The sequence below is a fragment of the Rhizobium mesoamericanum STM3625 genome, from assembly GCF_000312665.1.
GTDB lineage: Bacteria > Pseudomonadota > Alphaproteobacteria > Rhizobiales > Rhizobiaceae > Rhizobium > Rhizobium mesoamericanum.
On sequence record NZ_HF536773.1, the window covers coordinates 1,014,497 to 1,030,719 of the forward strand.

17 protein-coding genes and 3 pseudogenes are annotated in these 16,223 nt (G+C 58.8%); 9 read left to right on the forward strand and 11 right to left on the reverse strand.

Features of this window, described 5'->3' with window-relative positions:
* The first annotated feature begins 119 nt into the window (after positions 1 to 119).
* Genes BN77_RS24970 through BN77_RS24980 form a run of 3 tightly spaced genes read left to right on the forward strand, consistent with a single transcriptional unit; the run spans position 120 to position 3,720 of the window.
* Positions 120 to 1,223, forward strand: coding sequence for an LLM class flavin-dependent oxidoreductase (locus BN77_RS24970; protein WP_007537349.1), 1,104 nt, complete (start codon positions 120 to 122; stop codon positions 1,221 to 1,223).
* Complete coding sequence (locus BN77_RS24975) at positions 1,223 to 2,419, forward strand: acyl-CoA dehydrogenase family protein (RefSeq protein ID WP_007537352.1); 1,197 nt, start codon at positions 1,223 to 1,225, stop codon at positions 2,417 to 2,419. Before BN77_RS24970 ends, BN77_RS24975 begins: the two co-directional genes overlap by 1 nt.
* A 2-nt stretch (positions 2,420 to 2,421) precedes the next feature.
* Positions 2,422 to 3,720 (forward strand): ketopantoate reductase family protein, encoded by a 1,299-nt coding sequence (locus BN77_RS24980; RefSeq protein WP_007537354.1) that lies wholly within the window; start codon positions 2,422 to 2,424, stop codon positions 3,718 to 3,720.
* On the opposite strand, the gene BN77_RS24985 is transcribed toward BN77_RS24980, so the two are convergent.
* Positions 3,661 to 4,254 (reverse strand): type 1 glutamine amidotransferase, encoded by a 594-nt coding sequence (locus tag BN77_RS24985; protein ID WP_051177245.1) that lies wholly within the window; start codon positions 4,252 to 4,254, stop codon positions 3,661 to 3,663. The genes BN77_RS24980 and BN77_RS24985 overlap by 60 nt on opposite strands.
* A gap of 73 nt (positions 4,255 to 4,327) precedes the next feature.
* Here BN77_RS24985 and BN77_RS35065 point away from each other — a divergent pair.
* From BN77_RS35065 to BN77_RS25000, 5 genes and pseudogenes are all read left to right on the forward strand, one after another.
* Positions 4,328 to 4,417 (forward strand): annotated as a pseudogene (locus BN77_RS35065) (GntR family transcriptional regulator); the annotation flags it as partial.
* 137 nt (positions 4,418 to 4,554) lie between these two features.
* Positions 4,555 to 4,716, forward strand: coding sequence for an FCD domain-containing protein (locus BN77_RS35070; RefSeq protein ID WP_244426258.1), 162 nt, complete (start codon positions 4,555 to 4,557; stop codon positions 4,714 to 4,716).
* Positions 4,713 to 4,961: a hypothetical protein gene (locus tag BN77_RS34265; RefSeq protein ID WP_167540377.1), complete on the forward strand. Its 249-nt coding sequence runs from the start codon at positions 4,713 to 4,715 to the stop codon at positions 4,959 to 4,961. Before BN77_RS35070 ends, BN77_RS34265 begins: the two co-directional genes overlap by 4 nt.
* A 30-nt stretch (positions 4,962 to 4,991) precedes the next feature.
* Positions 4,992 to 5,120: pseudogene (locus BN77_RS24995) on the forward strand (GntR family transcriptional regulator); the annotation flags it as partial.
* Between the two features lie 4 nt (positions 5,121 to 5,124).
* Positions 5,125 to 5,906: pseudogene (locus BN77_RS25000) on the forward strand (pyrroline-5-carboxylate reductase).
* On the opposite strand, the gene BN77_RS25005 reads toward BN77_RS25000, so the two are convergent.
* A complete protein-coding gene (locus BN77_RS25005; protein ID WP_007537361.1) occupies positions 5,903 to 6,451 on the reverse strand; it encodes a cupin domain-containing protein in 549 nt (182 codons plus the stop codon). The pseudogene BN77_RS25000 and the gene BN77_RS25005 overlap by 4 nt on opposite strands.
* A gap of 140 nt (positions 6,452 to 6,591) precedes the next feature.
* On the opposite strand from BN77_RS25005, the gene aptA reads away from it, so the two are divergent.
* Positions 6,592 to 7,926 (forward strand): omega-aminotransferase AptA, encoded by a 1,335-nt coding sequence (aptA, locus tag BN77_RS25010; RefSeq protein WP_007537363.1) that lies wholly within the window; start codon positions 6,592 to 6,594, stop codon positions 7,924 to 7,926.
* A gap of 756 nt (positions 7,927 to 8,682) precedes the next feature.
* On the opposite strand, the gene BN77_RS25015 is transcribed toward aptA, so the two are convergent.
* The 9 genes from BN77_RS25015 to BN77_RS25055 form a co-directional block, all read right to left on the reverse strand.
* Positions 8,683 to 9,117, reverse strand: a complete 435-nt coding sequence (locus BN77_RS25015) for a DUF2721 domain-containing protein (protein ID WP_007537369.1) — start codon at positions 9,115 to 9,117, stop codon at positions 8,683 to 8,685.
* Positions 9,118 to 9,293: 176 nt separating this feature from the next.
* Complete coding sequence (locus BN77_RS25020; RefSeq protein ID WP_244426259.1) at positions 9,294 to 10,574, reverse strand: alpha/beta hydrolase; 1,281 nt, start codon at positions 10,572 to 10,574, stop codon at positions 9,294 to 9,296.
* Between the two features lie 60 nt (positions 10,575 to 10,634).
* A complete protein-coding gene (locus BN77_RS25025; RefSeq protein ID WP_040678436.1) occupies positions 10,635 to 11,426 on the reverse strand; it encodes a hypothetical protein in 792 nt (263 codons plus the stop codon).
* Between the two features lie 14 nt (positions 11,427 to 11,440).
* Positions 11,441 to 12,082, reverse strand: coding sequence for a hypothetical protein (locus BN77_RS25030; RefSeq protein ID WP_007537375.1), 642 nt, complete (start codon positions 12,080 to 12,082; stop codon positions 11,441 to 11,443).
* Between the two features lie 71 nt (positions 12,083 to 12,153).
* Positions 12,154 to 13,584, reverse strand: a complete 1,431-nt coding sequence (locus BN77_RS25035; RefSeq protein ID WP_007537377.1) for a DUF1254 domain-containing protein — start codon at positions 13,582 to 13,584, stop codon at positions 12,154 to 12,156.
* Between the two features lie 22 nt (positions 13,585 to 13,606).
* Entirely contained in the window at positions 13,607 to 14,176 is a 570-nt protein-coding gene (locus BN77_RS25040) for an OmpA family protein (RefSeq protein WP_007537379.1), read from the reverse strand.
* Positions 14,177 to 14,194: 18 nt separating this feature from the next.
* A complete protein-coding gene (locus BN77_RS25045; protein ID WP_244426236.1) occupies positions 14,195 to 14,674 on the reverse strand; it encodes a hypothetical protein in 480 nt (159 codons plus the stop codon).
* 411 nt (positions 14,675 to 15,085) lie between these two features.
* Entirely contained in the window at positions 15,086 to 15,466 is a 381-nt protein-coding gene (locus BN77_RS25050; protein WP_081593600.1) for a response regulator, read from the reverse strand.
* 107 nt (positions 15,467 to 15,573) lie between these two features.
* Entirely contained in the window at positions 15,574 to 16,218 is a 645-nt protein-coding gene (locus BN77_RS25055) for a response regulator (protein WP_007537386.1), read from the reverse strand.
* Between the last annotated feature and the right edge of the window lie 5 nt (positions 16,219 to 16,223).

The window sequence follows — 16,223 nt, forward strand, 5'->3', positions numbered from 1 at the left end:
AGCTTTAGCCGATTAGTCAATATTTTCTATAGTTTCAATGGAAATAGAAAGACCTGTCTTCCTTACACCTTAGCCGTCGCCTAACTTTCGTCCAGCATTCGACAACCAGAGGAGCTCCCATGTCCGCGGAATTCATCAGCGTTAGCTTTCCCAACGCCTCGAACGACCTCAATCCCATTCCGGACGCTCCGGTCGATCCCCGCTATCTCGAGCGCTATGCGCGCGCCCTCGATGACTACGGCTTCAACTATACGCTTATCCCCTACTCGTCCTCCTCCTTTGACCCCTTCACCATTGGCGCCACCGTCCTTGCGCATACGAAGAACATCAAGATCATCGTCGCGCTCAGGCCTAACACCGTCTACCCGACAGTCGCTGCCAAATCGCTGGCCACACTTGACCAGTTGAGCGGCGGGCGCGTGGTCGTCCATTTCATTGCCGGCGGCAGCGATGACGAGCAGGCGCGCGAGGGGGACTTCCTCAACAAGGAGCAGCGCTACGAGCGGCAGGAGGAATATATCCGCATCCTGCGGCTCGCATGGAGTTCAACGGAGCCCTTCGATTTCGACGGCAAATACTATCAGTTCAAGCAGTTCCGCAGTGCCGTCCGCCCGACGCACGGGCTGATCCCCATCTCGCTCGGCGGGTCATCGGACGCCGCCTACCGCATCGGCGGCTCTCTCTGCGACATATTCGGACTGTGGGGCGAGCCTCTGGCGGAAACCAAGCAGCAGATCGAGCGAATATACGCGGAGGCAGCAAAGGCCGGCAGGGACGACCGGCCTCGGATCTGGGTGACGTTCCGTCCAATCGTTGCGGAAACCGACGAGCTCGCCTGGGAAAAGGCTCACCGGGTCCTTGACCGCCTTAAGGACAACCGGGAAAGGGGCCTTCATCGCGCGCCGCCCACCGCCCCTCGTCCCGCCAATGTCGGATCGCAGCGGCTTCTCGACATTGCTGCACGCGGCGACGTCCATGATCGCGCCCTATGGTATCCGACCGTCACGGCGACCAATGCTTCCGGGGCAACCACCGCGCTCGTCGGATCGCCGCGCACGATTGCCGATTCGATCCTCGACTATATCGACCTCGGCGCCGACCTGATCTCTATCCGCGGCTATGATAACTTCAACGATGCCGTCGACTACGGCCGCTACATCCTGCCGCTGGTGCGCGAGGGCATACGTGAACGGGAAGAGGCTAAGAAGAAGGCCGCAGCCTGATGATCGCCCATGAGACGCCTTTCGATCCAAGCCTGCTGAGAACGACGACGCGTGCTCTTGCAGACGCTGCCCCCGAGGCTGACCGAACGGGGGACTTCCCATGGGTAGGCATCCGTGCGGTTCATGAAAACGGCCTGCTCGAAAGCACCGTCGCGTCGAGATATGGAGGCGCCGGCGCAACCCTATACGAGGTCGCGACGATCCTCGCGGCGCTCGGTCGGGGTGATCCGTCGGTCGCGCTCATCAGCGCCATGACGATCTTTAGCCACCTCGGTCAGGCAACGAAAAGCCATTGGCCGGAGGATCTCTATAAGCGCCTGCTCACGCAGGCCAAAGAGCATCCGCTGCTCATCAACGCAGCGCGCGTCGAGCCGGACCTTGGTTCGCCCGCCCGCGGCGGCCTGCCGGCGACGCTCGCCCGCCGCACCGCCTCGGGATGGTCGATCACCGGTCGCAAGCGGTTTGTCACCGGTGCCCACGGCCTGACGCATTTTTTGGTCTGGGCGCACACCGATGAAGCACCGGCCCGCGTCGGAACATTTGTCGTGCCGAACAAGCTCCCAGGCATTCGCGTAATCGAGAACTGGAACAGCCTTGGCATGCGCGCCTCCGGCTCTCACGACGTCGAATATACCGATGTCGAGATCCCACTCGAGAACGTTATCGATCTCGTCGATCCGTCTGTTGCACAGCAGGACAATCGCGCGCACGCAGCAATCACGCTGGCGCTGACTGCGCTCTATCTCGGAGTGGCCGAAGCCGCTCAGGAAGCGTTCATCCGCTTTGCCCACGAGCGGATTCCGAGCAATCTTGGTCATCCGATTGCACGCACGGAACGCTTCGTGACACTCTCCGGCGAGATCGATCTGCTGGTTTCCGGTGCGCGGCAGATCATTTTCGATGCCCTGAAAGACAAACATGCCGATGCGGAGAAGCACATAAGGGCTCGGTTGATCGCAGGACGGCAACTGCGCGACGCGGTTCAGGTTGCTGTTCGCGGGATCGGTAATCCCGGTCTCGGAAACGAGCTAGGGCTGGAGCGACACTTCCGCGACATTCAGTCGGTGCTTGTCCATGCCCCGCAGGAGGACACGTGCATCTCCATCCTCGGGCGCGCAGCCTTCGAACGCTGGAAGAGCGAAAAACACGCACCGTCGGCTCCTCCGCTCAATCTCACCGTATTGAAAACGGCCTGATCATGACACGCTACATCATCATCGGTGCCGGTGCGGTCGGCGCAAGCCTTGCGGCCGAGTTCGAAATGCACGCCATCCCCTATGTCTTGGTCGGGCGCGGCGCCCAGATCGCACATATTGCCAGGCACGGTCTTTCCTATCGCCGTGCAGCGGAAAACAGGGCCGTGCGGCTCAACACCGCCGATACGGCCGCACCGCCGGCGCTCCGGCGAGGTGATATCCTCATCCTTGCGGTCAAGGCGCAGGATGTCGAGGCCACGACCGAGTTCTGGGCCTGGCGCAATGTCGAGAGGTCACGCTTCGCATCAGAACTGCCGCTGGTGACGCTGCAAAATGGACTGGCTGCGGAAGATATCGCTCTGCGGCGCTTTGATCGAGTCTATGCGGCCAGTATTCGCATTCCGGCGCGATACACGGTCACCGGCGAGGTCGTGGTCGGGGGTGAGCCGAATGTCGGCATCGTCGCCCTTGGATGCTACCCTGCAGGGCTCGACGATACGGCCCTCTCGATCGTCGCGGATCTTACGACGGCCGGCTTTCTGGCCGAGGCGCGTCCGGACATCCGCCGATGGAAGGCTGCCAAGCTGGAGCACAACGTCACCAATGTGGTCGAACTATTCGCCGGTTCTCCCGAGCTTTGTTCTAAAGCGGCAGCCAGCCTGGCAAAAGAGGCACGCGCTGTTCTCGTGGCTGCCGGCTATGATCCGGCCGCACCTTCGGAATGGAGGATCGACATCTCGTCCTGGCGGATCGCACCCGAGAGCGGCATAAGGCCCGGCCAGCAATCGACCTGGCAAAGTTTCACCCGTGGCACCTCAAGCGAGGTCGATTACTTGAATGGCGAAATCGTCAGGCTGGCCCGCCTCCATGGGATCGCAGCTCCTCTAAACGCAGCCTTCCAACAGGCGGCAGCAAGGCTTGCGCTCGAAGGCCGTCCACCGGGCACGAGGGATATCGGCGAAATCTGTGGCGAAGTACTGTTGCGCTATTGGATTGAGGAAAAGAGCATTGGAATGCGAAGGATGGTCGTGCGCCCCCTTTCGGCAATAATGGCGAGTGCACCGATCGGACCGCAGCCCATCACGAGCACACATATGCCCCATCAGCGAGCCTGCGCGGTTGACGGCGTGCAGCGTCACTGCAAAAGCCTCGAGGGGCTGAAGCCCCGGAGACTTGTAATACTCATGCGCCCTTTAATACGCTGGGCGAATGGGAGCGCTCGGTCGCCGATACGGTACAGCCTAACCGCGGCGGATCAGGAATTCCGCGATCTCGCTTGCAATTTCGGTCCGCGCCAATGAAACGCCGGCCGGGGCGGCAACGTTGCGCCGTAGCTCAATCGGCAGGACGCCCCCGCGCTTCGCCATGAGGTCATCGAAAAACGCCGGCGCGAATTCGGGATGCGGTTGATAGGTGAGCGCGCGGTCGTCATAGCGAAGCATCGCGTTGGCGCAGAACGAGCTTGAACCGATGACTTCCACCCCGGGCGGCGGATCGACAACCTGGTCCTGATGCCAGGCGAGCAGCGTCTGCGTCTTGCCGAGATCGTGCCGGTGATATTGGACCGGGCCGACCGACCACCCATCACCATATTTCTCGACCCTTCCGCCAAGCGCCTGCGCGATGATCTGGTGGCCGAAACAGATGCCGACCAAAGGAAGGCGCTTCGCATAGATCTCGCGGACAAGGTCTTCCAGTGGGGCGATCCAGGAATGCGACTCGCAGACGCCGAACCTGGAGCCGGTGATGAGCCATGCATCCGCTACGGTCGCATTCTCCGGAAAGCATCCGTCAACGTTGAAAGGATTTGGTTCAGTGAAAGACGGCGCAATCAAATTGGTTTCGGAAGGCAAACGCCCGACAGAGTCCATCAAGCAATGGGTCTATCGCAGTCTGCGCCATGCGATCATGACCGGCCAATTTCCACCCGGGCTGCCGATCACGATCCAGGGTATCGCCGAAATGCTGGAAGTGAGCGCCATGCCTGTGCTAGAAGCCCTTCATCGGCTCGTTGCCGACGGCGTCCTCGAAAGTCTTGATAACCGCCGCGTTCGGGTGCCCGACATTGACCCCACAAATTCGATGAAATCATTACTGTGCGTGTCTCGCTCGAGACGATCGCAGCCGAGCGCGCAATGCCATTCGTCGATTATCTCTGCCTTGCGCGCCTGCAGCAACTTGATGCCGAGATCGACGCCGCGTACGGTGCCGGCAACATCGAACTCGGCATCGAGAGGAACTTCACTTTCCACCGCTGCCTTTACGAGGCCACGCCGTCTGCGTGCTGCTGCCATTGATCGAATCCGTATGGCTGCGCCTTGGCCCATTCATGCGCAAGGCAACGGAAAATCTTGACGAAAGCTACCGCGTGGATCGTCATGCCGAAGCATTGGAAGCCATTCGCCAACAGGATGCCGCTGCGCTCACGGCCGCAATCGCAGCCGACATTCAAGAGGGTTCGGGACACCTTGGGCGCAAGCGGTTTCTCGATGTGGAACTAAAGCAATTTGGTTCACGTACACAGCCGCGCCCTGCTCGTTGACACACGATCGCCTGAATGCCATCAGGGACAAGGAATGTGGATCTCGCCGATGAGCTCGCCCACGCCCATACGCGCCAGTTCCAGGACAATTTCATCAACTTCATGCGCGAAACCTACACGACAGATGTCGCGCTAGGACCGCTTAGAGCCGCGGAGTGATCAGGTGAACGTTAAAAGCATCGGATTCGTCGGGACCGGCGTCATCACCGAGGCCATGATTCGCGGGCTTCTCGCTGACCGGCCTATGCCTTAGAGATTCACGTCTCTCCACGAAGCGCACACATTGCAGAAACTCTGGCAAGCGAATTCGCCGCTGTCCGGATTGCCAGGGACAATCAGGAGGTCGTCGATCGCAGCGACATGGTGTTCTTGGCGATCAGGCCTCAGGTCGCCGAGGATGTCGTCCGCGCGCTTTCCTTTAGGAATGGCCAGAGGGTCGTCAGCGTCGTCGCGGCGACGGAACGGCAGGCCCTCATCGACTGGATCGGCGCAGACGTGCATCTCGTCCAGGCGATCCCCCTGCCCTTCGTCGCGAAACGGCAGGGCGCGACCGCCGTCTATCCGGCTGATGACGCGGTTGCTGCGCTGTTCGACACGCTCGGAGGGGTCGTCCACTGCGAGTCGAGGAAGGAGTACGATCTTATTTCAGCCGCGAGTTCGATGATGTCGACCTATTTCGGAATTATGGAGACGGTTGCCGGCTGGCTGGAAAAGCGCGGCCTCGAAAGGGCCAAGGGCCATGCCTACATCGCCCCGCTCTTTGCCAGCCTCGCGCAGAAGGCAACCGGTCCCGGCGCCGAACCGTTCAGCACGCTGAGCAGCGAATTCGCGACCAAGGGCGGACTGAACGAACAGGTTCTTTCAGACTTCGAAAAGAAGGGCGGCATCGCCGCTTTGACCGCTGCCCTCGACGGCGTGCTCGCACGCATCGAGGGCAGGAACTAAAACGTCGGCGGCGTGCAGGCGCTGATGACTTCACAGGGCACCGGTCCGACGCAGCGGAAGCGGTGCGGACGCCTGCTTTCAAAATAATAGGCGTCCCCTGGTCCGAGGATGCGCCGCTCGTCGTCAACAGTCACCTCGAGCCTTCCCGAAAGTACGACCCCGCCCTCCTCGCCTTCGTGAACAAGCGGCACCTTTCCGGTGTCGGCCCCCGGCTGGTAGCATTCCTTGAGGATCTGCAGGCTGCGGCCGAACAAGCTCTCGCCGACCTGCTTGTAGGAGATGGCGCCCTTGCCGATCTCCACCAGTTCCTCAGCCGCGTAAAAGGCTTTCTTCGGCCGGTCGGGCTCGAAGGCGAAGAATTCCGCAAGCCCGATGGGAATGCCGTCGAGAACGCGCTTCAAGGCGCCGACCGATGGATTAGAAGCGTTCGATTCGATCAGCGAGATCGTCGAATTGGGCACGCCCGTGCGCTTGGCAAGCTCGCGCTGGGAAAGCTTGTGGGCGATGCGGAGATGACGCAGGCGGCCGCCGATATCGACTGACATTGGACTCGTTTCTGTTGTTCAGAATATCGAAAATGATATCTTGCGGTACATTAAATTTCAATGACTTGCATCGGCAAAGAAAAGGACTTGTTTGCAGCTGAGAAATCGCCATCCTCGCCGCCATCTCAAAGGAGGCCGGAATGGACCAGATCAGCAAGACGAACGCGCCCGTACTCGAAAATTTCTGGATGCCGTTCACCGCGAATCGGCAGTTCAAGGCCGCGCCGCGGCTTCTCGCCGGCGCAGACGGTATGTACTACGCGGACATCGACGGAAACCAGGTTCTCGACGGCACGGCGGGGCTCTGGTGCTGCAATGCCGGCCACGGCCGCAGGAGGATCGCCCATGCCGTCGAGCGGCAGCTTGCAACGCTCGATTATGCCCCGACCTTCCAGATGGGCCACCCTGTTGCCTTCGACTTCGCCGCCAAACTGGCTGCCAATGCGCCAGGTGGTCCTGATGCCAAGCTCGACAGGATCTTCTTCACCGGCTCGGGCTCTGAATCGGTCGATACCGCGCTGAAGATCGCCATCGCTTATCAGCGCGCCATCGGCCAGGGCACCCGCACGCGCATTATCGGGCGCGAAAAGGGATACCACGGCGTCGGATTCGGTGGCATTTCTGTCGGCGGTCTCGTCAACAACCGCCGGGTCTTCCCGCAGATACCGGCCGATCATATGCGCCATACGCTCGATGTCGAGCGCAATGCCTTTTCCAAGGGCCTTCCTGCTCACGGCGTGGAACTTGCCGACGATCTTGAACGCCTGGTGCAGTTGCATGGCGCCGAAACCATCGCAGCCGTCATCGTCGAGCCGATGTCGGGATCGGCGGGCGTGATCCTGCCGCCGAAAGGCTATCTCGAGAAGCTGCGGGTGATTGCCGACAAGTACGGCATCCTCTTGATCTTCGACGAGGTCATCACCGGTTTCGGCCGTCTCGGCACGCCGTTCGCGGTAAATTATTTCGGCGTCGTTCCCGATCTCGTCACCACGGCAAAGGGCCTCACCAACGGCGCGATCCCCATGGGCGCGGTCTTTGCCAGCCGCAAGATCCATGACGGCCTGATGGTCGGGCCGGACAACGCGATCGAACTTTTTCACGGCTATACCTATTCCGGCCACCCGGTCGCCTGCGCCGCAGGTCTTGCGACGATGGAAATCTACGAGGAGGAAGGCCTTCTCACCCGGGCAGCGGATTTGGCCGACTATTGGCAGGAGGCTCTGCATTCGCTGAAGGGCCTGCCCCATGTCGTCGATATTCGCAACCTCGGGCTGGTCGGCGCGGTCGAGCTGGCGCCGAGAGCCATAGCGCCGGGAGCCCGCGCCTATGACGTCTTCGTCGATTGCTTCAACAAGGGACTGCTCATCCGTGTCACCGGTGACATCATCGCGCTGTCGCCCCCGCTCATTGTCGAGAAGGACCAGATCGACACGATCGTCTCGACAATCGGCGATGCGCTGAAACGAGCGGCTTAAACCGGTAAAGAGGCGGGCTCCGGCCCGGCTCCGGCCCGCCTTTGGAACTTTCAAAGCAGCTAAAGGAGATCGGTCTTGATGTTTCTCAGGATTCGATTGCAGTGCCCTTCGCGTTAGTCGGAGCAGAACCTGAAACCCGGTCATTCAATGTCTTGGGCAGTTGAACAGATTCGAACCGTCGACCAAGCTATTTCGATTTTGTGGCGGGAAAGTTGGAATGTCCGTTTGTGCGACGGCGATCAGTTCGCGCCAGTATTGATCCAAATTCGGCCAGCCGGCAGCGTTGACGTTGCGCCCTTTTAGCCTTTTGCTCTTGAACGGAATCGAACCGTCGGCCCATCTCACGAATAGGTAAGTCACCGCAGGTGCCGACCTTTTAACATTCTATCCCTGCTCACGGTTCATTCCGGGACCACAAACGCTGAAAATTATAGGGGTCAGGAGCGGCTTGTTCCCATGATCCTCCCAAAACAGTAACACCGGTACCATCTATTTTGGCGGTCACGGTGGCATTAATTTTGATACCGCCGAGTGTGCTTTGCTCTTGGCCTGAATAGGATGCGCCAATTCTCCGAGCTGGAGGCTGTGAACCCGTTTCCAAGGTTAATGGCTGCTATTCTTGACGGAAGGCTACCCCGGTCGATCTCCCTGACGTTGAGGGTCTCCTGTAGATTTCGAACATTTACCGCAATGCTGCGCCCAGATCCCCCAGTAGTTCTAATACAGCCCTCTTCCATCTGGGACCTCCGACGTCGCCTACACATAGAAATCGAGGTCGTGGAGCGCGGCCCGCACTTCCAACAGCAATGTAACCAGGGAGGCGGCGAAGAATAGAAGCGCTATCGAGAACATGACCGCCGCGCCGTATTCATGCTTGAGGTTGAGAAGAGAGCTGGCAAAAGCCAATATGACAAGCACTGTCGTGCATATCCCGCTCGTCACGGCAAACTCAATCGCCTTGTTGAGCAACCTCGCACGCCGTTTCAACCTTGGAAGAACGACCTGAAGGTGGCTGCGGCTCATGTCCCCTTCGGGAAAGGCGCTTAAGACATTGCTGCGATCCGCGATGCGGTTCATGCGCGTGATCAGAACCGAGATGAATGCTGCAACCGCACCCAATAGAAAGGCTGGGGCAGTCGCTTGCGAAATCACGCGAGAGATCTGTTCGGCAGTTGTAACTTCGTTCAGCATCACATCTCCTATCTTGAGCTCACCTTGGAAGGTTGATCGCGAGGGTGGCCGCGTAGCTCAGCAGTGTTTGTTTTTCTGGTCTGTTGACCAATGGCGACGTCGCACTATTGCCAAGCAGCTGACCAAGGACAGTGGGGATCAGCTTTCATCCAAGCGCAACCCATTGTTGCAGCACCCTAGCGATCGCAGTTTTTGACTTTTGTCTGTCTGGCGGGATCACACCTGCTCCTGGCTACTTGCGAATTCGATTCACTGCCAGACACGACAAGCGACTGGGCATAGTGGCCGTAGTTCTGCCGCGTGTTTTGGTCGACGATGGCGACCGGAGCAGAAATGACCAGACCGGCGGCCGTCCCCACTGTTTGCGCAGCGCCGGTCGTCGCCACAACGATATTGTCGCCAAGCCCCAGTCTGCTGTCGGTCAGGGTTTGTCCGTCTGACAGGCGCTTGCCGATCAGTTGGACAATCTCGGGGGACTCGGCGAATTTGGTGTGGTGAAGACTATCTCCCTCCTTAAGCTTCGTCAGATCGATAACGGTGATCTTGTTGGCTTCCAAAGTCTCCCGATAAGGTGACTGGTCAGGATTGATTGCTCCCAATCGGGGGACGTTGCCCCAGATGCGGCGGGAGACAGCGAGCGCGCGGTCGTCGCGGGAAACGAACAGCGTGAAGCGCGGCCTTTGCCGGCCCATGTCGGCGATCTGCGAGCCGAAAACGTCGACATCGACGTCCGGCGCCGCCAACATGACGTTCTTAAACTTGGCTGGAAGGCCTCCGTTGCGAATGGCCATTTGTCGTAAGGATTCCAACGCCAGCCAATTGCCCATCGAGTGGGCCAGGATCGACACGTCCTTTACCTGCGGATCACGGGCCAGATATTGAAACAAATTTTCGACAGCGTTTCTCGTGTAATTGGTGCTTTCGCGATCGTACCCGTAGTCCAGCAGCTTGCCGCGTGACGGCCATGTCGCGAGGACCGGAACACTGTGTGCGCCTGAATCATGCACGATCTGCGCGAAACGAAAGACCGCGTCGTCAAACCGGTTATTGAACCCGTGTATGAAGACCAGAACGCTGCCGTCCGAGGTCTTGTGCACATGATTGCTCAGCCATTGTTCTGCCGCACGGCGGTCGATTTCCTCGGCCTTCAGCGTCGCAAAATCGGTCGCTGGATTTGGCGGCAACCGTCGCGGCCACGCGACGTCGCCCACTTTTCTGGCCTTGGCTGACGGAATTGATACGGTTATGTCGGCATAGTTCGGCGCGCGAGCGCGCTCGCCGCTGAACATCTCGCCTGGCTTATTTGCTTTCGCACGGGTCGTGGCAACTAGCATCTCGACTTGGCTTGCCGAAGAATTGGCTGTTACCGGTTCGAGCACGCCGGTGGGGCGGCCTGCACAGGCACAGAGCAAGGTTAGAAAAAGGGCTGCGCTAAGAAAGCCAAGCGAGCGTGGAATGACGCTGCCGGAGCTCTGGAAAAAATTCGCCAAACCAAATCCCTCACCGATGGCATCGAACTAGAAATGAACGACCAAGCCGAGGATGGGCCCCTGTTGGACGACGTCGAACTCGAAGCCATCGTTCTCGAAATCGACGCCGATGGCACGATATCCAACCACAGCAGAAACAGTCTCATTGAATTTGTAACCGAGAGTTGCAGCGACATCCCAGTCGAGGTCTGCGCCACCTCCCCCGACAAGACCCCACCCACTGAGGTAGACGTTCGGGGTCAGAGAGTAGCTTCCCTTGAAGCCGCCAACTGCATCGACCCAGGTATCGCCGTCGCTCCTCGATCTGCCGTCGAGGAGGCCGCCCTGCAACGAAATGGTCGTGTCGACCGACCAGACCCGCGCGCCGCCCACAAGGTCAAGCTGGCCGGTCGTATCTTCCAGCATCGAATATCCAACGCCGATGAGCCCGCTGAAAGCTTCAGTCTCGAGCTTCCCGTCATCGGCCAGAACGCCAAAGGGTGTTGCTTTCCGGCCGGATATCTTTGTGTAGAAAACGTCGGCGAAAATAGAGTATCGGTCGTAGCGAGCTTCCCCTATGGCCATGGCACCAAAGTCGAGATGGTCCCAGATTTCACTGAAGGACGCATCCACGTGAACCGCCGGCAGGCCGAACTGGGCCACCTGACCCGATAGCCCCGCGCCCCAGAAATAAGGTGCGAAGACAAAAGTCCAACCGCTCTCCGTCTCGATCTTTTTGGCGTCAGGAGTGACCGTGCGTGCCATATCGGCGGCAAGCGCAACGCTGTTGAGCAACAGCATCGCACCCAATGACATCGTCCAAAGCTTTTTCAGTGGCATTGAGTGCTCGCGTTCTAGTAGCAGGGGGGATATGGATAGAAGCCACAAGCGGGCCGGCCGTAGGCAGCAGCCGCTCCCGCTGCTGCCCCGGCATACCATGCTCCCCGAAACGCAGTGCGGCGCGCAACGCCCGCAAAGGACATTGGCGTCCTCGGCATGCCAATGATGTCAATGAAGATCGATGCGGGACCATCCGCCTTGGAAAGACCGCCCTCAAGCACATCCACCTTAAATGTCAGGTTCGTGCCTTCGAGTTTCGGTTCCTTCAGAACGACGACAGCGTCCTCGACACCGGCCCCATTCCTGTTAAGCACCGAGACAGTGGCGTTCGGCGGATCTTTTTCAAAACTGCCGCCCTGCGCCCATTCTTCCAGCAGGTGCTTGGTCAATGCATGGCCGGCCGAGCGAACCGGCCGATCGGCAAACAGGATCGAATTATCGGAAATGCTCGTCAGGGTGAGTGTGTCGCCCTTCAATGTCGCGCCGCTTGAATTCATCACGATCAGCGAGGGAACCAGTTCAGTCTTTTGATGGCTTGGAGCGCCAATGGACTTTGCTGCAGGAGCAGAAATCGCATCTTGCGCCGGCACTGCGCCGGCGTACAGGGCAAGGCCGGCCAAGGGGGCAGCAATCAATATAGTTCTTTTGAAGGTCATCAGGCTTTCTCTCTCGAATGGTGAGAACTATTTGGCCCGTCGTCCGGTTTGCAGACGACGGGCCGCTCGTTCTAGCCAATCACCTCGACGGGCGGGATCGTCCAGGTCGCGTCGATGATTGAAGGGTCATTCTCGTTTGGCCAGTATAGTCTCAACATCAGGATGAATTTGCCAGCCGGTGCAGGCAACCAGTTCGACTCCTTGCCTTTGCCGGGAGACTCATGCTGGAGGAAAAGGTCCAATGACCCATCGGCGTTATACTTCAGATCTTGCCGAGGGCTGATTGAGTAGCGATTGATTGGGTTTGCGACGAAGAAGTAGTTCTCGTCATACATGGTCAGCGACCAGAAGCCGGAGACCGGTGGCGCCTTGCCTTTATCGAAGTGGATGACATAATTCTTCCGGCCATCATAGGTCCGCTCGTGAGCGTCCTTTTGGGACGTCGGATAGACAGCGTCCTGGGGACGATTGGCACCGAGACCAATCGCCGTGACGAGCGCCCGCATGAGATAGTCTGTCCCGTAAAGCCCAGTCTTGGTCGTAAATGCCCAACCATTAATATTCTTGACCTGGCTGTTTATCTTGAACTGCAGCATGATCCGATCGAACCCGACGGTGGGGATCCGCTTATGGAACTCAGCCTTAAGCTTGCTGGCGTCAAAATCCTTGCCTGCGACCAATCCTATCCGCGCAAACCGTTCAAGTGCGGGCGCATCTGCGTCTGATGGCGGATTGGTCTTCATGAGCTCCGCGAGCAGAGTAAAATACTCGACGGCTGTCAGACGGTTCACCTGATCACGCACGGCCGTCTTCATGTCGATCGACGGATCGACCTTGCCGGGAGGCGGGGTATAGTCCTTGCCATAGGCACTCAGCGGGACCAACTTGAACTCGTCCTGCAACTTATGGACCGCGGCGTAGTCCTCGGGGGTTCCCGTGCAGTAAATTCGGCCGAGCAGCCAGACAATATTGGTCGGAGACTCGTATTTCGTGACTCCCTCGGGAAGCGTACCACTCCAGCCGGGGGCCGTAATGGCATATGTCTGTGCCCCCGTGCCCGTCGTCCGCTTGCCCGGCACCTGAAAGACGTTTGTCCAGCCATCGAGCATCGGCAGCAGGAAATACCGTCCTTTCATGTCGGGCACGCTGAGCACATAGGGCTCCTTGCCGACATCAAGCCAGGAGGTCGTGTAAAGCGTATCGGCGTTCGGTGCTGTAACATCCTTGAAGGACGCGTCCGGATACTGCCGCAGCTTGATGATATGCCCCATTGGGCCGCGGGTGCCCTTGAGTTCCGCCACGTTGGTCATGACGCGGCGCGTCATTTCCATGGTCACCAAAGGGTAGCCATAAATGTATGCGTCAGTGGCAATCCAGAAATCCTCAAGGTCCTCGCCAATGTGCAATCCTCCTTCGCCGAACTCGGCAAGGGCGGGAGAGATTGCGGTTCCAGCGAGTAGGCTGAGGCCGGCGAATGTCAGGGTGCGACGGGTAATATTCATCATGAGCTCCTTCCGGACAGCGTTACTTAAGCAATCCGACGTTGATCAGCTGGACTCTTCGATTTGCGGCGGCCTTTGGATCGGTGACGTTCAATGGCATTTCCTCTCCGACCCCAACCGCAAACAGCCGGTCGGGCGCGACTGCGAATGTCGTATTCAACGCGTCCCTAATCGCATCGGCTCGGGCCTGGCTGAGCTTGAGATTGTCTTTCGCATCACCGGTCGAATCGGTGTGGCCAACGATCAAAATCTTGTGACCAAGCAGTCTCGGATCGTGGAGGGCGTCGGCGATCATGCCGACATTCCGATACGATTCTGGTGCGATTACTACGGAGTTGAGTTCAAACTCGATATCGACGTTGATCTGCGGCATCGCCGCAAGGCTAGACCACGCCGGCAGTGCAGTGCTTCCCTTGCCGACATTTGCTGCGACTTCCTCGGCAAGGAGGGCCGCATCGATGGATGGCGCTCCCTCGGCGACTTGACCGAGGGTCGAGATCAGCTCCTGGTTTGTGAAGGTTTCTGCACACGCGCTACCCGCTGTGATCGTGCCGACCAATGCGAGCATAAACCCAAGTTTTGAAATCCGCATTTACCCCTCCAGCTAGAGTTATCGCCAACCGGCATCTGTTATGGCTTGGCTGCATTTTTTGCCGACGACCTCTGTCGCCCTGGCCAGACAGTTAACAAGGTTCGCCTCGCCAGGAGCCACGTCGTGGCAAACCCGCGCTGCATCTTCGCTGCAGATCTTGGTGACGCTGGCCTGCGCCGCTAGGCGCAACTGGATTGAATTCGTGACCTCGCTGAGCGTCGTGGTACAGCTTGGTGAAACCTCGGCCTGGTGCTGCTGTAGGCATTGTTGAACGCCATGGTCGGCGAGATTTACTCCCCTGCAGTGCTTTTTGATGTCGGTGCCGCAAGCCTGGACGAGTGTCGATACAGCATCTGCGAAGCTGATCGTCTCCGCGCGGACAACACCGGCGGCAAGCGACATCGCCAAAAGAGCGCAACTGAAAATGCGAGATCGTTTCTCCATGTCATCCCCTAAATTTATGGTCTTCTGCGACTTGCTCAGGTGCCTGAAAAGCAAGGCGAGTACGGGTAGGCGCCGCAAGATGGACGTAGATGCTAGCCAGAGGCCCGCTTGGCACTGACCCCAACGCAAGGTTGCTTAAAACGGAGCCAAAAATCACCTCGTAATATTACGAGTTCCTGGGTAGAAAATTTACGAGGTGAGCGTTGCCCCTCTCGATTAGAGCTTCTCGAAGGCCTCGCATCCCCAAAAACTGTGTCATCCAGGACGTTCCATCTCTCTTCCGAATTCTTGCCTGGACGCTCGGCCTTGCTGCCGTTGAACGCGCCGTTCAGTAAGTCACGCGGAATTCCGCCACACGGTGGTGAGCTTCGCATTGGCGCATTTTTCAGGGTTAGGCCCGCCTGCGATTGGGTACTCGACACTGCTCCCCTGCGCGATCAAAATTCTATATCGCCACAGTGGCCGTCACCGCTCGGCAGTACCTGTGAGCGCGTCCAGCGCGGGGATGAGGTCCGTTGCAATCGCTCGTTTAAGTACGAACGCATCCGCTCCCGCGCGCAGGACTGCGCTGCGGACACTCGGCTCGTCGTGAACGCTGATGACAATCAGCTTGAGGTCACAAAACTGCTCGCGCAGGCGGCTGATAATGTTCGAGCCGTTGCCATGCCCAATCGATATGTCAACAACAGCGAGCTCCACGCGCATGCGGTCGATGGTCTCGAACAGCGATGGCTCGTCCGCAACCATCACCACAACGCCAAATGTCGCCTCCAATAGACCGCGAATGCCGTCGCTCAAGGCTAGGTGACGGTCGGCTAGTAGAGCGCAGCGAGGTGACTGGCTAATCGTACCCTCCCTTTAGGCGGACAGCCTAAAAAATCGGTTGAGGGAACTGAAATGTCACCTCGCAAAAATACGGGTTCTCGGCCCGAAAATTTACGGGGCTCAAGCGTTCAGACCGCGACGATCCCGTTCTTGATTGCGAAGTGAAGGAGCTCGGCGCTATTGCGCAGACGGTGTGCGTCCATCATCTGGTATTTATGAAACTCTACGGTCCTCGGTGATATCGAGAGTGCCGCCGCAATCTCCTTGGCCGAGTGTCCCTCGGTCAGCAATTGCAGTATCTCGCGCTGGCGCTGGGTGAGAGCAGCGTGGGCGGGCTCTGCATCATGTTTGGGATCGCGCTCGATATCTGTCAGCACCTCCGCGGTCATTGACGGAGCGATAAAGGTCTTCCCCTTGAACGCGGCTTGGATGGCCATCACCAATTCGGCCGGTGCTGCGTGCTTCACCACAAAGGCGGAGGCGCCGGCTTCGATAGCACGGCGTGCGTAAGCCGCCGTCTGGTGCATCGTCAAGATGACGATCTTGACGGCGGGGTTGTCGCGCTTCAGGTGATAGATAGCCTCGATGCCGTTGAGGTTCGGCATTGAAATGTCGGTGACCACGACATCGGGTCTGAGCCTCCTTGCGGTGTCGACGAGCGCACGACCGTCTTCCACCACGCCAATCAACTCGAAATCGTCGGCCAGAATACGCTTCAGACCCTCCGCCATCATCACGTGATCATCTGCCACTAGCACCCGTAGCCGTTCCATCGTCC

What these genes read in the sequence shown, in the direction of transcription:
- BN77_RS25005 (WP_007537361.1), bottom strand. Translation starts at nt 6,451, where the DNA reads ATGTCAGTCGATATCGGCGGCCGCCTGCGTCATCTCCGCATCGCCCAC.
- BN77_RS25030 (WP_007537375.1), bottom strand. Translation starts at nt 12,082, where the DNA reads ATGACCTTCAAAAGAACTATATTGATTGCTGCCCCCTTGGCCGGCCTT.
- BN77_RS25035 (WP_007537377.1), bottom strand. Translation starts at nt 13,584, where the DNA reads ATGAATATTACCCGTCGCACCCTGACATTCGCCGGCCTCAGCCTACTC.
- BN77_RS35070 (WP_244426258.1), top strand. Translation starts at nt 4,555, where the DNA reads ATGCCATTCGTCGATTATCTCTGCCTTGCGCGCCTGCAGCAACTTGAT.
- BN77_RS25025 (WP_040678436.1), bottom strand. Translation starts at nt 11,426, where the DNA reads ATGCCACTGAAAAAGCTTTGGACGATGTCATTGGGTGCGATGCTGTTG.
- BN77_RS24980 (WP_007537354.1), top strand. Translation starts at nt 2,422, where the DNA reads ATGACACGCTACATCATCATCGGTGCCGGTGCGGTCGGCGCAAGCCTT.
- BN77_RS25055 (WP_007537386.1), bottom strand. Translation starts at nt 16,218, where the DNA reads ATGGAACGGCTACGGGTGCTAGTGGCAGATGATCACGTGATGATGGCG.
- aptA (WP_007537363.1), top strand. Translation starts at nt 6,592, where the DNA reads ATGGACCAGATCAGCAAGACGAACGCGCCCGTACTCGAAAATTTCTGG.
- BN77_RS24970 (WP_007537349.1), top strand. Translation starts at nt 120, where the DNA reads ATGTCCGCGGAATTCATCAGCGTTAGCTTTCCCAACGCCTCGAACGAC.
- BN77_RS25015 (WP_007537369.1), bottom strand. Translation starts at nt 9,117, where the DNA reads ATGCTGAACGAAGTTACAACTGCCGAACAGATCTCTCGCGTGATTTCG.
- BN77_RS24975 (WP_007537352.1), top strand. Translation starts at nt 1,223, where the DNA reads ATGATCGCCCATGAGACGCCTTTCGATCCAAGCCTGCTGAGAACGACG.
- BN77_RS25040 (WP_007537379.1), bottom strand. Translation starts at nt 14,176, where the DNA reads ATGCGGATTTCAAAACTTGGGTTTATGCTCGCATTGGTCGGCACGATC.